Consider the following 15,458-nt stretch of genomic DNA (forward strand, 5'->3'; position numbering starts at 1 on the left):
AAAGATTGCGGAGCATGGCCCCATGCATCTGCTGAAGGTCGCAGCTGCTGAGGTCCATCACTCAGATGGGTTGGGGTGATCCTTTTTCTCTTCAACAGCCGTCAGCGGTTCATCGTCAGGAAGAGGATAATACGGTGAAAGATAGTATGCCGCTGATCCACCTTCGACGAGTTTCTTGAGCAGATTGCTTGTTCGCGAGCAGGCGGATAGAAAAAAAGAGCGCAAGCGCTTGCGCGGGACATTCTCTTTTGGTGAAACATGATGCGCCATGACAGTCCTTTCAGATTTACCAATCTGGGCTTGGTCACAGCATGGACGGATCGTATTTCGGATGTGCACCTGATCCAACCAGAGTGGTGGCAAATGTAATATGGGCAGAAGGACACCGAGGTGTCACTACGCTAACAGCCTGCCGATTCTAACACTTCTTGCATATTTTTCATTTTTTCCCATATATGTCGTCACATGGGTGGGTATTGACATGAAAGATATTCTGACGACTGCGAGTGCAGCAGAAATACTGGGCGTATCAGTGCGAACCGCGCAGCTATGGGTGGAAAGCGGCCAGTTGCCCTCGTGGAAAACGCCGGGTGGGCACCGAAGAATACCCCGTCAGGCTGTGCTGGATCTGGTAGAAGAAAACAATACGGAGCAGGTTTCGATGGCGGCCAGAGCGGTCGTTGTCGCAGCGAAAGGTCGTGCAGAGGATTGGCGATTTGTGGGCCTTCCTGGCTCAGGTCTTCTTTTGGACGTGGTTGATGATATCGATGCCGCGTTCAGGCTGGTCGCAGTGACACCTCCCATGCTGATTATTGTTGAGAATGCCGACGATGATGATCGCAGAAAATTCATTGCATCGGTGGGGAGCAATTTTCGGTTCAGACAGACCGGGCTTTTTAGCCTTGTCGACAAGGGTCCTGAGCGCCCGGTGGCTCGGGCACATCACCGCGTACAGCTGAAAACGTCGGGCAATGTCGCGGAACTGAGTTCAGCGATTATGGACTATTTGCGATCAACGATACCTGCCACGCCGAGATCTGCAGGCTTCCTGCCGCCCTGGAATGAAAGCGCGCGCCTGGAGGCCGTCCAACAATCCGATCTTCTGGGCTCCGCGCCGGACCCGAGTTTTGATCGTCTTGTTCGCCTCGCAGCTCACGCTGCCCGTACGCCCGTCGCAATGTTCACGCTGATTACGCGCGATACACAATGGTTCAAATCACGCATCGGGTTCGACGGAGAGACAACGCCGCGCGACTGGTCTTTCTGCAATCAGACACTTTTGGCGAACCAGTTCACGGTGATTGAAGATCTGTCCAAGGTAGAGAACTTCGTCCAGAACCCTGCTCTCGCGGAGCCATTCGGATTTCGTTTTTACGCCGGCGCGCCGGTCCGTGATCCGCAGGATTTCGCGCTCGGCTCAATATGCGTCATCGATGTCGTTCCCCGAAGGCTTGATAGCGGCGAACTTGAGGCGCTATCGACTATTGCAGAAGCGACGTCGAATCTCATCCGTGTCCGCATGCAGCAACGCGAAGAGCGCAATAAGCTTACATCGGGGAACTAGAGCCGTCTGTCGCTCGGGTCATGTCGCGACAGACGGATACTCCCTACCCTTCCAGTGAGCCAGTTTGCTGGCGAACTCCCTTTGAAAGGAAAGCGGGCCTGACCGCGCCATGTAGGGTTGGTCATAGACCCCGATAAAGATCGTCAGATTCAGGAAGAAATGGGCTCCCATTTCGAACAGCGCAACGAAGTCGTGCCCGGCAATTGCATCCCGCTCGTCTTCGGTCAGCGCATGGACGGTGGATAGCTCGGTCGCATTCCCACATAGCACAGGGCCTATCGATTGCTCCCAGCTTGCAACCAGGCTGGACGGCTCCTCAATATAGCGTCTGAGGAGGTCAGGATCACGATCAACCGTGTAGAGGAACTTGTTGACGTAATATTTACTCATGTTTTCCCTCCTGCGGATACCACGTGAAATAGGCTTCCATCGTGTGAAAAAGATCGAGATTATCGACATAGTCGGCGTGCTGAGCGCCAGCCACTCCGAGCATCAGCAGGAAGTTCAGGAAGCCGTGAGTAGCGTTTCCGCTTTTTTCCATGCTTTCGTGTGTGACGTGTTCGAGAATGGCATCGACATCGCCTGCCCTTAGCCACTCGATGGCCTGTCGGTCAAAGACGGGATCGGGGCCAGTTTCCATGAATTGTCGCGGTCCACCCAGCTCCAGCGAGAGATGTCCAGTTCCAATCGCCGCCACTCTTTGCGATGATGGATAGTCTTCGATCGCCTGCCTGATCGCCCGCCCAAGATCATAAAATCGACGGGGGGAAGCGAGAGGCGGGGCAAAGATATTGGTGTAGACAGGAACGATCGGGAGATCATTTTGCGGTCGCAGGGTTATGATGGGGCAAACAATCGAATGATCGACCTTCAACTCGTTTGAAAACGCCAGATCAAAATCCTGATCCATCAATGACTGATGCATGAAGCGGGACATAGCCTCGTCACCCTGCAACAGATATCTCGGCAACCCGAATTCACGCTCCTCATTATAAAATGTTGCATCATATTGGGGAGCTTTGCCGATCAGAAACTGCGGGCAATTATCCAGGAAAATCTGATGAAAATGATCCGACCCTATCATCACCAGAATGTCTGGTTCGGCGCGCGCCAAGGTCGCGCGGTATGCTTCAATCTTGCGCTTCCATTCGGTCGCTTGCGGCATCTGATCTTCAGGTGACGTCGTGGTCGCCTTGTAATAAAATGGGTGATGTGTGGATGCTAATGTAGCAACGAGCTGGGCCACAGGTCGGCTCCCTCAGTAAGTTGGCGTCTAGGAACGACGTTGCCCGAAACGAAGGCAGAACGTCTTGAGGTCCAGGGCGCTGCGTTTCCAACTGCCGCACTTCCATGTATGCTGAGCTGCGGCACCACCGCGACGCCCTGACCTAACGAGCCTCCACTAGTGCTCGAGCGTTGCACCGCCGTTTCAAACCAAGATTTTTCGTTGCTTCTGTAATATTCAACCAAGCACTCCTGTCAGTGCCAATGGTCTTGCCTGGGACAAAAACTGTTGTGGCAATTGTCCCTAGCTGGGTGATACCTCTAGACGTTTCCGATCATTTTGCCGTTTCCCCTGTGCGTGACTGCGACTTCTGCATCAAACAGGTAACCTGCGCCTCTTTCGGTTTTGATCAGGGCGGGCTGCGAAGGGTCTTTTTCCAACTTTCGGCGCAACCGCAGGATCAGCACGTCTATACTGCGATCGAAAACCTCTTCATTATAGACCCGACTTGCCGAGAGGAGTTGCTCTCTGGACAGCACCTGGCGGGGTGATCTCAGAAAAGCAGTCAGAAGGTTAAATTCTCCTGCCGTCAGCTTGACCTCCTGTTCGCCTCTGCAGGTCAGCCGACGAAGTTTGATATTCAGCTCCCACTCATTAAACGTATATATTTTCTTGTCTTTTTTGGTCTCGATGACCGGTCGTTCCCGTAGGGATGAACGAACGCGTGCCAGGAGTTCCCTAGTACCAAACGGCTTCGTGATATAGTCGACGGCCCCGAGTTCCAGGCCGACGACTTTGTCCGCTTCTTCAAGCCGATCACCGCTTATGATTATGATGGGATAGTCGGATGAACTCGAAAGCTTCCGGACAATATCCAAACCGTCTTCGTTTCCGAGATTGAGATCGACGATAATTAAGTCGACCGGATCTGTTGCCATAATGCGCGGAAGGTCTTGGCTTCCACTGACAACGGTTACCCTGAAAGCGTGCTGCGAAAGATAGTCTCTCAACAGACTGCGAATGGCCGAGTCGTCATCTATCACCAATACGTGTTTCACAGGCCTGCTCCAACTCGTTTGAGGCAACTGCGCGCGAGACGGGCTTTTGGTGTGCCGATGGGCATTCGCGGTTTCGATCCTGCAGCCCCACGCTTTCGGTGCACGGAGTTTGCAGTTTGTTCGGAGCCAGGATTCGGTTGGATGGGCCGGCTACGATCTCCGCCCGGCCGGTGCGCTAGCAAGTCATTCACGTTCGCTTCCTTCCAATTCAACAAGTCGCAAATATCGCGTACACATGTCTGCTGTACTTATGTTTATATCATTTGTATCATTTCCATCAATTTGTAAAGCGCAATAAGATGATTTCTTCGCGCCTGCGTAGCAAATAATGTACAGATGCTGCTGGCGTTGTGCTCGCGCTTCGAGGTTTCAAAGCGGTTTCGAGAGTGTGGGCAAAGATTGCAGATGCAATGGGCGCGACGTGCGAGGCCTGATGCGCAATCATCATGCTCGAGAGCGTATTGACGATAAGACTTGGAAAGCGCGTGCGTTCGCGGGCCGACCCCGATGAACACCAGGCGAACAACGGTATTGTTGCTGAAAACAACCCTTGAGTGATGCAGTCCTCGACGGAGCCACTTTTGTAATGGACGCCTATGCAGCACCGTCAGACAAAGGCATCAGCTATCTCGGCGAACCTGACCCAGGTTACCCTGCATTATGATCGCTTCAGCCTGTCAAAGATAGCACTGGCCAGAACGGCCGAACTGAAGGGCGTTTTTAGAATCCGCGGACCGAGGCTTTTAAATTCCGGAAGAAGTTCAGAGGTTCGCTCGCAGAGTAACAGTGATTTTCCGTTACCGATGCTGCTCTCGACACGTGCAAGCTCGGCCGTCGTCTTAATGGCCTTATGATTAAATATCACCAGATCAGCACGAAGGCCGGCATCCAGCTTTTGTCTCAAAGTCGCCATGCCCAAAACGCCTATCGGCTCATAACCCAGTGCTGCGACTTTCTCCTCGTAGAGTTCGAGCAGAGCGTTGTCGTCTTCGACGATAATCACCTGCTCTCCGTTTCCGATTGGCACCGCACGCTCGTTGTAAAAACTGTCTATCGGCAATGGCGGAAGGGGAGAGGCAGGGAAATACAGTGAAAACGTCGATCCCTTTCCAGGCCTGCTTTCAACATTGATTGCACCGCCGAGTGCGGACACGATACCGTGGACAGCAGACAGGCCGAGACCGGAGCCTCCGGAACTGGAATTGGTTGTGAAGAAGGGCTCAAATATATGCGGTAGGGCGTGAGCAGGAATTCCCGCTGCTTCATCCTTGACGGACAGGCATACATAGGCACCGCGGGAAATCTCGCCGTGCGTCAAAGGACGCACGCTTGGCACGTCGATAGTCCGGATCTCTATCGTGACTTTCTGACCTCTCGCCGACGCCTGGCTTGCATTCTTGCACAAGTTCATCGCAAGTTGGTGTATCTCGACCGGGTTGCCCTCGATCACCGCTGGCGTCGTGGAAAGATGACAATCCAGTTCCACATGGTTGGAAATCGTGACGTGCAGAAGGGGAAGAATATCGGCAATGGCGTCTGAAACATCAAAGGGTTTGACCGTACGCTCCCGCTTTCTACTGAACGTCAGGATCTGATCAACGATGTATTTGGCACGCGTGCCGCTTTTCAAAATCTCCTCAACATAATTGAGCGCTGCAGATGGCTTTTTCAGCAGCTGAACTGTCATCTCTCCATAACCGAGAATCGCACTCAACACATTATTAAATTCATGGGCTATGCCGCCCGCAAGGGTGCCGATAGCCTCCAGGCGCTGGGAATGTTGCAAGCGATGCTCGAGCGCCTGGCGCTCCTGGCAACCATTATACGCTTCTAGAAATTCCATAAAGGTCTGCAGCGTCGCCGTCATCAGGTGGGCTTCGTCGGATGTAAAATGACGTTGGGCCTTGTCGAAGACAAATATCAGAGCCGCAATGTCCTGCTCATGTGATTGCGTCCCGACAACCAATCTGCATTCTCGCAATTTCAACAGGCAGCCCAGCGGCAGTGGGCTGCCGTGCGGCGCATCTTCTTGAAACAGACGTGTCGATGTTTCCTGCCGCCATTCAGTGTGTTGGGCGAAACTCTCCAATATTTGCTGGTTCTTAGTGTGATCCTCGAACTGATACGCATGTCTGAAGCTGTTCTGGCTAGGCCCAAATACCGCGAAACCGACACTTCGAGCGCCAAAAAAGCCTGACATCCGCTTCAGCGCTTCGTCCATAAAGGATTGGATCTTCCCCGCCTCGCAATCAACGAGCTGGGCCTTGATATCTGCGATGATCGTTTCATAGTGGAGACGACGCCTGAGGCGCTTTGTTTGCGCGCGGAGCCTGTAAATAAGCACACAGATATAGATGGAAAGAAATGATGCCACGACGCCAAGCATGATGCGGCTGGTCGATGCCCGAGACGCTGCATCTGCAGCAATACTCACATATTCCGATTGAAGTTTTTCCGCCCGCACAGGCGTTGTGGAGGCCTGAATTGCCGCAATCTTGGAATCCACGCGGGGAAGAACGGCAAGGATCATTTTGGCGTGCACCATCACAGCGCCAAGGCTTACGAGGGCTGGTGCCGCGGTATCAAACTCAGGAATCTCGGTCAGCCTACGTCCAATCAATTCGTGCAGCTCTTCATCCGGTCTGGTCGAAAAGCGCAGCATGAGAGTACCGAGGTCACTTACGCGCGAAACAACCCGTTTGACGACATCATCGTCCGATTCATGCAAAGCCGTCATCGTCTGCCCAAAGACATTGATCGAGTTCTGCAAAAGAGCATTGCGGGTTTTGAATTCTTCTACGAGCGCATCATCGCTCTCAATGCCCTCCCGGAGGTCTTTGAGCAGCCGATGCAGCGTCAAGTCATCATCGAAAGGCTTGGTTTTGAACAGTTCAGCCAATTCGCCGCTTGTACGCTGAAGGTTGCCGACAGAACGAACGAGCGGATCGTAGGATGGGAGCATTCCCGCACGTGCTCTCAAGACATCTCGTTGTAGCGAGGCGTAATGAAAATCGATTGCTCTAAGATTGGTCATGACGGCTTCATGGACCGCCCGGCTTGGATCTCTGCCCGCCAGCGCGAACCCGATAACAATCGCTGATATGCTCAATAGCCCGATGGGCAAAAAATCAGCGAGGCTCGTCAGCGACAGCCGTCGATAGATGTTTGCCATCATATACTCCAGTCAAACTCTTTAGAAATGCTTCGAGAGCTGCGATATCCTCGTCACTTAATTGACGTCCCAACTGGCTCATTCCCATGATCGCTATCGCTTCTGCTAGGGTCTCGGTCCGACCATCATGAAAATAAGGCGCTGTTATCTCTACGTTGCGGAGGCTCGGTACCCGAAAGACATTTTCCTCCCGATCATGCAATCGCAGGCGCTCGTCCAGATCATCAGGCGTCGGCAGCGTTGTTGTACCGGGTTCGCCAAAGACGCCGAATATCTGGAACATGTTGCCACCTATGTTTGACCCTTGGTGACACGACACGCAACCATACTCAATGAACAGCCTGAGCCCTGATTTTTGAGCTTGCGAAAGGGCATTCTGGTCACCTCGCATATACAGATCAAATGCCGAATCCGGCGTGAACAAAGACTGTTGATAGGTCACCAGTGCGTCGAGGACACTCTCCCGGTCCGCGGCTCTTCCATACTGGGCTTTGAATACCGCATCGTAGCTGCTGTCGTCGTTCAACCTCGACAGCAAGGTGGGCCAGTCCACGGCCATGAGGTTCGGATCATGCAAGATAGCCTCGTTCTGAACCAGCAGCGACGTGAACTTCCCGCGCCATCCCAGCCGGTAGTTGTTTCCAACATTGAAAATTGTCGGCGCATTGAAAGCATGGGTCTTGCCTTGATAGCCGACAGTTCTCGGTATCCGGACCGTACCGCCCGTCTCAAGATTGTGGCAGGTGCTGCAGGACAGGGCCTTCTGTTTCGAAAGCACCGGATCATGAAAGAGGCGCCGACCGATCAAAACTTTGCCGGAATTCAGAACAGGTGGAGCCGGCAAAGGCGCCAGCGCGTTCTCCTCACCCGAATAGTAAAGAAGATCGTCCGACAGGGGTAGCGCACTCGAAAACATCGCGCCCAGGAAACTCGTCAGCACGCTTATCACGATCAACTTGGAATAGCGGCGCTTTGCGTACATGGATATTGTCCAGCGTGGAGGCGGCCATCAGGAAATGCACGTCAACATCGGGATTGAGCAAACTTTGTATCAGCTTTCAGAATTTCCACAAACATCAAATCTATCATTAGCTTGGAAAGTTGGTTTGAGATGTCTGCGATCAACGATGCGCTTTTTGCTTTGCGTATCGATTCTGCACCATGGCGCAGATTACCGTAGCGCCCAGCCATCCAACCAACCAACCTGCCACAACATCACTTATCCAGTGTCGCTCGATTACGACGCGTGAAATCCCAACCGAGACCATCAGTGCAAACGCCAAAGGGCGGTAGGATGGGTATCGAAACATGAAACAGTAACAGATCGCCGCCGCAATTGCTGCTTGAGCAGACGGGAAAGACTCAAATGCCTCTGAGCCGGAAAAGGGAGCAAATACAAACGGATCAAAAGCTGAAGACGGCAACGGCCGTGCCCTACCTATCGAGGTCTTTGCAAGCAAAACAAAACAAAGAACAAACACACAACTGACCAGGCTTAATCCTAAAAACTTCAAAAGCGTCGGCCGGGGAAATCCGAATACTGATGATGACAAGGCGGTCAGGACCACAGCCATTGCCATCGCTGTCAGCGCTTTTGATGGTTCTGTCCAGTAAGACAAGTGGATGAAGACGTATTTCGTTGCATCCGGCATTTCGTGTACAGTGAGGAGTGTGGCACGATCGAAAAACCACATGCTTACAAAGCAGATCATTGCGCCGAATAACGAGAGACAAAACGTTGGCATCCTGGTTCTAGACGTCTGATTTTCCATGCTTTGATGTCCTGTGGATGCAAAGGTGCTGCATATAAATCACCAAGCCCCTTTCCTATCGCGCCATCTTAACGCGGTGCAGAGTGGGAGAGTGATCGGCCAAATTCAGGCTGGCCTACCGATGTGAAAACCCTGAACATGGCGCACGTGGAGCGCCTTGGCCAACTCCAGATGTGAGGCGCTTTCTATTCCTTCGACCAAAGTCTCGGGTCCATGGTCTTTTATGAGCCGAACGATGTTGCGTAACATCATGTGACCTCGCCTGCTGCTGCTTGCGTAAAGAAACGACCGGTCGATTTTCACAAGGTCGAAATCAACAAGGCGAAGCAGGGCCAAGCCCGCAAAACCAGTTCCAAAGTCATCAAGCCATATCGCGATACCGAGCGCCTGCAGCCTGCAGATGCAATGCAATTCCACGGATTTAGCTTCAACTCTCTGTCCTTCGGTAATCTCGAAGGCCAGCCGGTCGCCACGTATCCCCGCTTCAGAAAGGATGGCCCCGACTTCGTCTGCAAAGCTCGGTTCCCTCAATTGAACGGGAGAAACGTTGACGCTGACGAGAGGCAAATCTGCATTGGTCAGGAGCTTGCAACAGGCCTCGCGGATGGCCCAGTAACCCAGTTGGATAATTCCTCCGGTTTTCTCCGCAACCGGTATGAACTGTTGGGGCGGGACCTCGACACCGTCACGCATTCGCAATCTCATCAGCGCCTCAACAGCACTGATTTCACCGGACTCGAGACAGCGTATTGGCTGATAGACGAGCGACAGCAATCCTTGCTCCATGGCAATTTTAACGATTGAATCAACATCATGCGGCATCAGTAGCCAGCCCTTGAAGGGTTCGCATCTACCGAGATTCCCGCTCTGACCAGTGGTTCCCGTTTCACAAGGAGCATCTTGAAAACGGCAAAGCCCTGGAGGCTACGCATGGCACCGCTGAACGGCATCAACGGAAGAGGGATTCGCCATCTGAAACCTCCTCGCCTCTTCATACGAGGCAAATTCCACGTCGGCACCGCAAGGCGTACCATCGACAACACGGATGATGTTCCTCCAGTCATATCCTTCCAGCGCGTGATATATATTGAGACTGATGATCATTTTCGCCATGTGGATTTCGCCAGTGACGGTGGCATCCGCATTGGCGTTATCAGGATCCAGCATTTGGCTGAAATGCAAATTTCCTGCAAATGGCCGCTGCATCAGACCTCTCATTTGACCGGAGACGACAAGTGGATCGATCATGACAAACAAGACGCAACGCTTCGTCATATTGCCCTCGCAAAGTGGCGATGAAAACAATGCATGTACCGGCCTCCACCTACTAGCAGGGTCCGAACTTTCGATAAATCCGCAGGTTGATCGTATTTACGATGAATGATTTTGCTTCCGAAGCACATTTTTACCCCTGCATATTTCGCTACTTGGTAATTCTCAGAAGCATAAAACATGATGTTGCGATGTTTCGGGCGTGTTTCCGGCAATCGTAGCAATGTTACAATTGCATTTGTTCGCTCTACGGGTGCCAGTCGACATATGTCGGCACCGACTGCCATATCACCGAGAAGATAGTGAAGTGAATTATGCCTATGGCGATCAAGAGAGTGATCGGCAAGACACCCGAATGCCATACGTCGTCAACACCGTTCAAACGGTCACGATCCCGGACCTGTCTCCCATCGTCCTTCTCAGACGGGGCCTGATTGACCAGCCCGTGCGAGCTGTCGACGGACCTCATCCCTTTTGAGCTTTCGCAAGCTTTTCTTGCCGGACCTCCGTTTGACTGATCCTCGGGGGAATATCCGTTTCTTCGCAGACACTCCGGTTCTTGCTTGCTCACCAGATAGAGATGGAATGGCCGCGCTGCTCTTTGTGAATTGGGGCAATCTGGCATTGAGATTATCCTTAGGGGTTGCGAATAACATTTGATGGCGGCGAAATATTTCGCTTGGCCACACTCTCCAGGCCGCGCCCCTAGCGTTGGCTTCCAGTTTCGGGAGGCGTTAGACGCAGGGTGTGAACCGGCACTGACTCGGTCGGCCCTAATGGCCCAACCACTTGATTTTTTAGAGGTTTGAGCGACTTGAGATATTCTACAAGCGCAGTAATGTCCTCGTCATGCAATCGAGCGAGATCCTGCCAGGGCATGACAGGGGACAGCATTCGCCCATCCGGCCGCTCACCTGTTGTAAGGGCTTTTTTGAGGTCGGCGCTCGACCATGAGCCTATACCTGTTTCGATATCTGGGGTGATGTTTGGACCAATGACGGTCCCGGCAACAGGGTCCCAGAAGCCAACATCAGAACCGGATAAGGCCTTGCTGTCATCTCGCTTCCCCAGGAAGTGCCCCGGAGTATGACAATGTTCGCAATTGCCGAGTAGAGACAAATACGCGCCGCGGGCAATGAGATCGGCGTCTGGCTCTGCCTTGGCGCAAAGGGGACCAAGACATAGAGATGCGAGAAGCGTAACGCTTGCCAGCAGAACGCGCGGCGCCTTTAAAGTTCTTGAATGCACGGGATCCTCATGTGCTCGGGTTTCACTGTCCGGTGGATGAATCAAGAGGCCGGAAATAGGGAACTGGTCAGACGTCGCCATCTTGACCTTCATCCAGGTGATTGCCTTGCCCGCGCTCACCGCCCGGGACCGGCATGACGGAGACGAGGCAACAGGCCGCGCTGAACGATAAGAACAGGCGCAACCAGAAAGAGGGCTTCGCCTCCGGCTGCTGCGCGCCTGCCGCTGCATTTGCCAAATGTCCGCGTCGGTCTTTGTCGAGCCCTTGCTCTCTTTGGTGAGAACCTTTGAAAGAAACGACATTGCTGAGCGGCTTTGCCGGGCGCTCAAGAGACATGATGAAGCATCTCTCCATCACAAATCCCGATGCGACCGCGACGGAAACACAATCATAAATTCCAGGTCCTGCCGGTTGATTCCGATGTCCCGGAGGAGACGGTCATCGAGAGCGCGCAACTCCTCGTTATGTCTGGCCGTGGATTGATACGAGCCAAGCCAGTCTGCTGTTCTGCGCAGCAGGCTTGCACATCGCTTGACAAGACCTGTACCCGGAGCGCAGCCCGTGAGTACGACATCGTCCATTGATTTATCTAGCGCCATGAGAGTTCTCCAAGTTGTTTACTTGTGCCACTCTGGCCGCGTAAAATTTTAAGTTGATTGCCAAACAGGCAGATCGGTTGCAGACGAAATACGCGTTGCTTACTTTGAATGAATGGCTTCATCTCAGCACTGTCATGCAAACTGGACGATTATTTCTTCGACCTGCCTTATGCCGGCATGTCCCGAGACACGTAAGGTCTGATTGTCCATGCGCAAGCTGCGCCTGGATCCGATCAGTGCGCGAAGCGCTTCTTCCAGTTCGACCTGCGCCAGTGCCTGTCCCAGACACCGATGTTCGCCATCTCCATAGACAGGATGCCATCTTGGCCGTTCGCGGTGTAGATCAAACTCGCCAGGATGTGGAAATTGAAGTGGGTCACGAAGCGCGGACATCGTAGACAGAAGCAGTACGCTTCCCCTTGGGATCATGTGGCCTTCGATATCGATATCCTCAACCACGAGGCGGGGAATGGACGCAACGGCCGGTTCCAATCGCAACGATTCGGCGACTGCTGGCGCAATCAGGCTGTCGTTTTCCTGGATCGCGCTCCAGATATCCGGCCTTTCAAGCAATAGCCCAGTCTGGATGACGATCGCGGCGCGCGTCGTGTCCGTGCCCCCGAGAACCACGGAAACCAGTTGCATCACGGCCTCGGCAGGAGAAAGATCAGCATTCGCATCCACACTTGCTACATATTGGGATAGAAAATCATCCTGTGGTTTCCTGCGTCGTTCGGCCATGAGATCTTCGCAATAGGATACGAGTTGACGCGTGGCCTCTTCCATCTCTGGAACATCCTCAGCTCCCCAAGACGTGGTCAGGACTTTCGACACCCGGTAGGCCAACGATGTGAATAACGGAATGTCCGATTGGGAAATGCCCAGTATGGCGGCGAGGGTTACGGCTGGTATTGCCGCGGCAAAATCATCACGAAGCTTGAATCCCTCAGCATGGGCGTCGCTGTTGATGATGCCCTGTGCGAGCCTTCGAACCTCCGGTCTGACGCGTTCCATCACGCTAAAGGAGAAGCATTTCGCCATCGCCTGTCGCCGCCGCCGGTGTACCTCGCCGTTGGAGAACAACATGCTGTTCGCTGCGAGCTCGACGAGTGGACCAGCTGTGATGCCGCGAGCATAAAGCAATTCGGTCTCTAGTTGCTTCGTCTTCGGATCCTTCACGAACCTCTGAACGTCGTGGCCCCTCAATAAGAGATGCGCACCGTCCTCTCTCTTCAAAAAGGGAACGACGGAGCGATATTCGGCAAATGTCTCATGAGGTTGGGAGTTGAGCTCACGGAAACCAAGAACAGGTGGACTGGCGACTGGAGATGAGTAGGTCAAATGCGGTTCCTTCGATAACGAGACCGCTTTTTTGCCATTCAATCCGACGCACTCATTACATAGCCACGAAATACTATTGCATTTGACATGAGCATCTCTGGAGGAGCGTCTGTATCTGCCCCGACACTGCGAATGTTCGATCACCTCGAAGGCCTGCAAAGCCCACGATAAGGCTTTATGTCCAACACTGGCGTGTTGTCGTAACAATCCATTCCCCTGACAAACAGGTGACCTTCCGTCCGAGATTCAAGTCTGACAATTGACGTTGCGATAGGGTTGGGGCGTATCGGCGACCGAATGGAGAATGTTCCCTTCGTCAAGCCATCATCGGCGGGACACTGCAGCAGCAAGTCGCGCCGGGAAAGATGCATCCAGTATAGTACCTCGATCAGCGGATATTGCTCAATACCGTCAAGAGCAGGATGCCACTGACGAAGGATTTCGATGGTGCAGATGGGGCCGCTTCGCTCGCCCATTCTCGGTGGCTTCTCCGTCTTGTTCCAGGGGGTTCTAACTGTCCCAATGAACGTAACATGGTCATCCCATGGAAGCTCAGCTCCCACGGCCAACTCATTCAGCCGCAGTGGAGCACCTACAAGGCAATTCTTCATATCAGCGTATCCAACTAAGCATTACAAGGCTCTGCGACGACGTCACACCTCTCCATCGATCCCAGAGGACAGCGATTTTCATTTATGGAGAGTTTTGCAATAGACGGTCATCAGTCGCGTCCCGCATCTTTGAAGCCGGTAAGTTTCGATTGCGCTACAATGGCCCGATGCACGATTACCATTGTCATCGAGACCTTTTTTGCACCTGTCTGCCGGCCTGGGGCCCACCCTTCCGTGCATATGGTGATCCCGAAATGACGCTATTCGCTTGCCTTGGTTACATCTGAAACCCAATGCAACTCGACATATTTGATATATTTGATAATATCGATAAAAATATTTTTGGTGCCAGACGGCATATTTACCAATAGGAGATATTATGCTCACGATCGCAGAACTTGACGCCAATCCCCAAGCTGCTTTCAAACGCTGGCGCTCGAAGAGCCCTATTGTGGAGTATGAGGGGGGCGGTCTGTTCGTTCTTCGCCATGCCGATGTCGTTAAGCTGAGTTCAGACCCACGCATTGTGGCAACAGAAGCTGCGATACCTGAATCCAGAGGTGTCACGGAGGGGATCCTGCATGAGTTTTTCAGCCTTGGCATGTTGACGGCAAACGGAGCGCCTCACGAAAGACGCAGGTCCATCATGTCCCGCGCTCTTTCAACAATTTTGGCCAAGGAACTGCGTGCTAGTGTCCGAGACGCGACCGAAGGCTTGATCGATGCTGTCTACGCGCAGGGCACCGCTGAATTCGTCAGTCACTTTGCTGACAAGGTTCCCGTTCTTGCTCTGGTAGGTATCCTCGGCGTTCCTCAGGAAGAGCGTGCCGTATTCGTTTCGCATGTGGGTGAGTTGAGCCGGTTCTTCAGTCCCGTCTCGACAACCGCCGACATTGCAAAATCGGCTGAGGCGGCAACGTTCCTTCGCGATTACCTGATGCGAAAAATGGCCCAGACGCACACTGGCGCAGGTTTCATGGATGCTATCAGGGAAGAGGCAGAGGATGCGGGGGTGAGCCCTGTGGAAGCAGCTATCCAGATCATTCAACTCATCATAGGGGGAAACGAGTCCGTGCGGGCCGCTATCGTCGCACAGACATCTCTTCTTTTGCTTCATAAAAGCCAATGGAATGCGGTTTGTGAGGATCAAAGTCTCGTGGCCGCAGCTGTGAGCGAAGCTATGCGTTATCAGCCCGGAATTGCGGGAATGGTGCGCGCGACTAGGGATGAAATCGAGTTGCACGGACACATAATCCCCCCGCAAACGCTGCTGATCTTATCGACAATATCGGCGTTGAGAGACGAAACAGTCTACGAGCATCCTGATACATTCGACATTCACCGCGATGACCTTACGCGAGACCATCTTGCATTTGGTGCCGGGGCACATCGATGCGTCGCTGATCATCTGGCACGAATCGAGCTGGAAGAGTGTCTATCGGTTTTCACACAAAGACTGCCGAGGCTGCGGCTGGAAGACATACCAGTTTTCAACGGCCATATCTTTGTTCGCATGCCGAGCCACTTCTGTGTCAGCTGGCCCGTCTGAGAACCAACCAAAAATCATCGGCACGCGGCGATTGCGCGCTTTACGC

The 15,458-nt window shown here is 53.1% G+C and carries 14 protein-coding genes; 3 read left to right on the plus strand and 11 right to left on the minus strand.

Features of this window, described 5'->3' with window-relative positions; genetic code table 11:
* Positions 1-57 precede the first annotated feature (57 nt).
* Positions 58-270, minus strand: coding sequence for a hypothetical protein (locus ASF29_RS19760; protein ID WP_062452334.1), 213 nt, complete (start codon positions 268-270; stop codon positions 58-60).
* A gap of 211 nt (positions 271-481) precedes the next feature.
* On the opposite strand from ASF29_RS19760, the gene ASF29_RS19765 reads away from it, so the two are divergent.
* Entirely contained in the window at positions 482-1,564 is a 1,083-nt protein-coding gene (locus ASF29_RS19765) for a helix-turn-helix domain-containing protein (protein ID WP_162237916.1), read from the plus strand.
* Between the two features lie 18 nt (positions 1,565-1,582).
* Here the strand turns inward: ASF29_RS19765 and ASF29_RS19770 are convergent, their stop codons facing one another.
* The 7 genes from ASF29_RS19770 to ASF29_RS19800 form a co-directional block, all read right to left on the minus strand.
* Positions 1,583-1,954 carry a hypothetical protein gene (locus ASF29_RS19770; RefSeq protein WP_062452336.1) on the minus strand — a complete coding sequence of 124 codons (372 nt, stop codon included), beginning with the start codon at positions 1,952-1,954 and terminating at the stop codon, positions 1,583-1,585.
* A complete protein-coding gene (locus ASF29_RS19775; protein WP_062452337.1) occupies positions 1,947-2,810 on the minus strand; it encodes an extradiol ring-cleavage dioxygenase in 864 nt (287 codons plus the stop codon). Before ASF29_RS19775 ends, ASF29_RS19770 begins: the two co-directional genes overlap by 8 nt.
* Before the next feature lie 299 nt (positions 2,811-3,109).
* Positions 3,110-3,847 (minus strand): response regulator, encoded by a 738-nt coding sequence (locus tag ASF29_RS19780; protein ID WP_062452338.1) that lies wholly within the window; start codon positions 3,845-3,847, stop codon positions 3,110-3,112.
* A 658-nt stretch (positions 3,848-4,505) separates the two neighbouring features.
* Complete coding sequence (locus ASF29_RS19785) at positions 4,506-7,019, minus strand: two-component system VirA-like sensor kinase (protein WP_062452339.1); 2,514 nt, start codon at positions 7,017-7,019, stop codon at positions 4,506-4,508.
* The gene (locus tag ASF29_RS19790) at positions 6,976-8,001 is read right to left on the minus strand and encodes a cytochrome c peroxidase (RefSeq protein ID WP_062452340.1); all 1,026 of its coding nucleotides are present in this window, start codon (positions 7,999-8,001) and stop codon (positions 6,976-6,978) included. Before ASF29_RS19790 ends, ASF29_RS19785 begins: the two co-directional genes overlap by 44 nt.
* 139 nt (positions 8,002-8,140) lie before the next feature.
* Positions 8,141-8,791 (minus strand): phosphatase PAP2 family protein, encoded by a 651-nt coding sequence (locus ASF29_RS19795; RefSeq protein WP_082453607.1) that lies wholly within the window; start codon positions 8,789-8,791, stop codon positions 8,141-8,143.
* 105 nt (positions 8,792-8,896) lie between these two features.
* Positions 8,897-9,613 carry an EAL domain-containing protein gene (locus ASF29_RS19800; protein WP_062452342.1) on the minus strand — a complete coding sequence of 239 codons (717 nt, stop codon included), beginning with the start codon at positions 9,611-9,613 and terminating at the stop codon, positions 8,897-8,899.
* A gap of 108 nt (positions 9,614-9,721) precedes the next feature.
* On the opposite strand from ASF29_RS19800, the gene ASF29_RS19805 reads away from it, so the two are divergent.
* Positions 9,722-10,090: a hypothetical protein gene (locus ASF29_RS19805; protein WP_062452343.1), complete on the plus strand. Its 369-nt coding sequence runs from the start codon at positions 9,722-9,724 to the stop codon at positions 10,088-10,090.
* 678 nt (positions 10,091-10,768) lie between these two features.
* Here the strand turns inward: ASF29_RS19805 and ASF29_RS19815 are convergent.
* From ASF29_RS19815 to tsaA, 3 genes are all read right to left on the minus strand, one after another.
* The gene (locus tag ASF29_RS19815; protein WP_244473603.1) at positions 10,769-11,404 is read right to left on the minus strand and encodes a cytochrome c; all 636 of its coding nucleotides are present in this window, start codon (positions 11,402-11,404) and stop codon (positions 10,769-10,771) included.
* A gap of 639 nt (positions 11,405-12,043) precedes the next feature.
* On the minus strand, positions 12,044-13,294 hold the full coding sequence (locus ASF29_RS19830; protein ID WP_156462741.1) for a cytochrome P450: 1,251 nt from the start codon (positions 13,292-13,294) through the stop codon (positions 12,044-12,046).
* 98 nt (positions 13,295-13,392) lie between these two features.
* Positions 13,393-13,863, minus strand: a complete 471-nt coding sequence (gene tsaA / locus ASF29_RS19835) for a tRNA (N6-threonylcarbamoyladenosine(37)-N6)-methyltransferase TrmO (RefSeq protein ID WP_062452348.1) — start codon at positions 13,861-13,863, stop codon at positions 13,393-13,395.
* Between the two features lie 379 nt (positions 13,864-14,242).
* Between tsaA and ASF29_RS19840 the strand changes: the two genes are divergently transcribed.
* A complete protein-coding gene (locus ASF29_RS19840) occupies positions 14,243-15,412 on the plus strand; it encodes a cytochrome P450 (RefSeq protein ID WP_062452349.1) in 1,170 nt (389 codons plus the stop codon).
* Positions 15,413-15,458: the final 46 nt, after the last annotated feature.

This window comes from Rhizobium sp. Leaf262 (assembly GCF_001422245.1).
Taxonomy (GTDB): Bacteria; Pseudomonadota; Alphaproteobacteria; order Rhizobiales; family Rhizobiaceae; genus Agrobacterium.

Excerpts from the sequence above, each read along its gene's own strand:
- ASF29_RS19760 (WP_062452334.1), bottom strand. The coding sequence starts at position 270 with ATGGCGCATCATGTTTCACCAAAAGAGAATGTCCCGCGCAAGCGCTTG.
- ASF29_RS19765 (WP_162237916.1), top strand. The coding sequence starts at position 482 with ATGAAAGATATTCTGACGACTGCGAGTGCAGCAGAAATACTGGGCGTA.
- ASF29_RS19770 (WP_062452336.1), bottom strand. The coding sequence starts at position 1,954 with ATGAGTAAATATTACGTCAACAAGTTCCTCTACACGGTTGATCGTGAT.
- ASF29_RS19785 (WP_062452339.1), bottom strand. The coding sequence starts at position 7,019 with ATGGCAAACATCTATCGACGGCTGTCGCTGACGAGCCTCGCTGATTTT.
- ASF29_RS19790 (WP_062452340.1), bottom strand. The coding sequence starts at position 8,001 with ATGTACGCAAAGCGCCGCTATTCCAAGTTGATCGTGATAAGCGTGCTG.
- ASF29_RS19795 (WP_082453607.1), bottom strand. The coding sequence starts at position 8,791 with ATGGAAAATCAGACGTCTAGAACCAGGATGCCAACGTTTTGTCTCTCG.
- ASF29_RS19800 (WP_062452342.1), bottom strand. The coding sequence starts at position 9,613 with ATGCCGCATGATGTTGATTCAATCGTTAAAATTGCCATGGAGCAAGGA.
- ASF29_RS19805 (WP_062452343.1), top strand. The coding sequence starts at position 9,722 with ATGGCACCGCTGAACGGCATCAACGGAAGAGGGATTCGCCATCTGAAA.
- ASF29_RS19815 (WP_244473603.1), bottom strand. The coding sequence starts at position 11,404 with ATGAAGGTCAAGATGGCGACGTCTGACCAGTTCCCTATTTCCGGCCTC.
- tsaA (WP_062452348.1), bottom strand. The coding sequence starts at position 13,863 with ATGAAGAATTGCCTTGTAGGTGCTCCACTGCGGCTGAATGAGTTGGCC.
- ASF29_RS19840 (WP_062452349.1), top strand. The coding sequence starts at position 14,243 with ATGCTCACGATCGCAGAACTTGACGCCAATCCCCAAGCTGCTTTCAAA.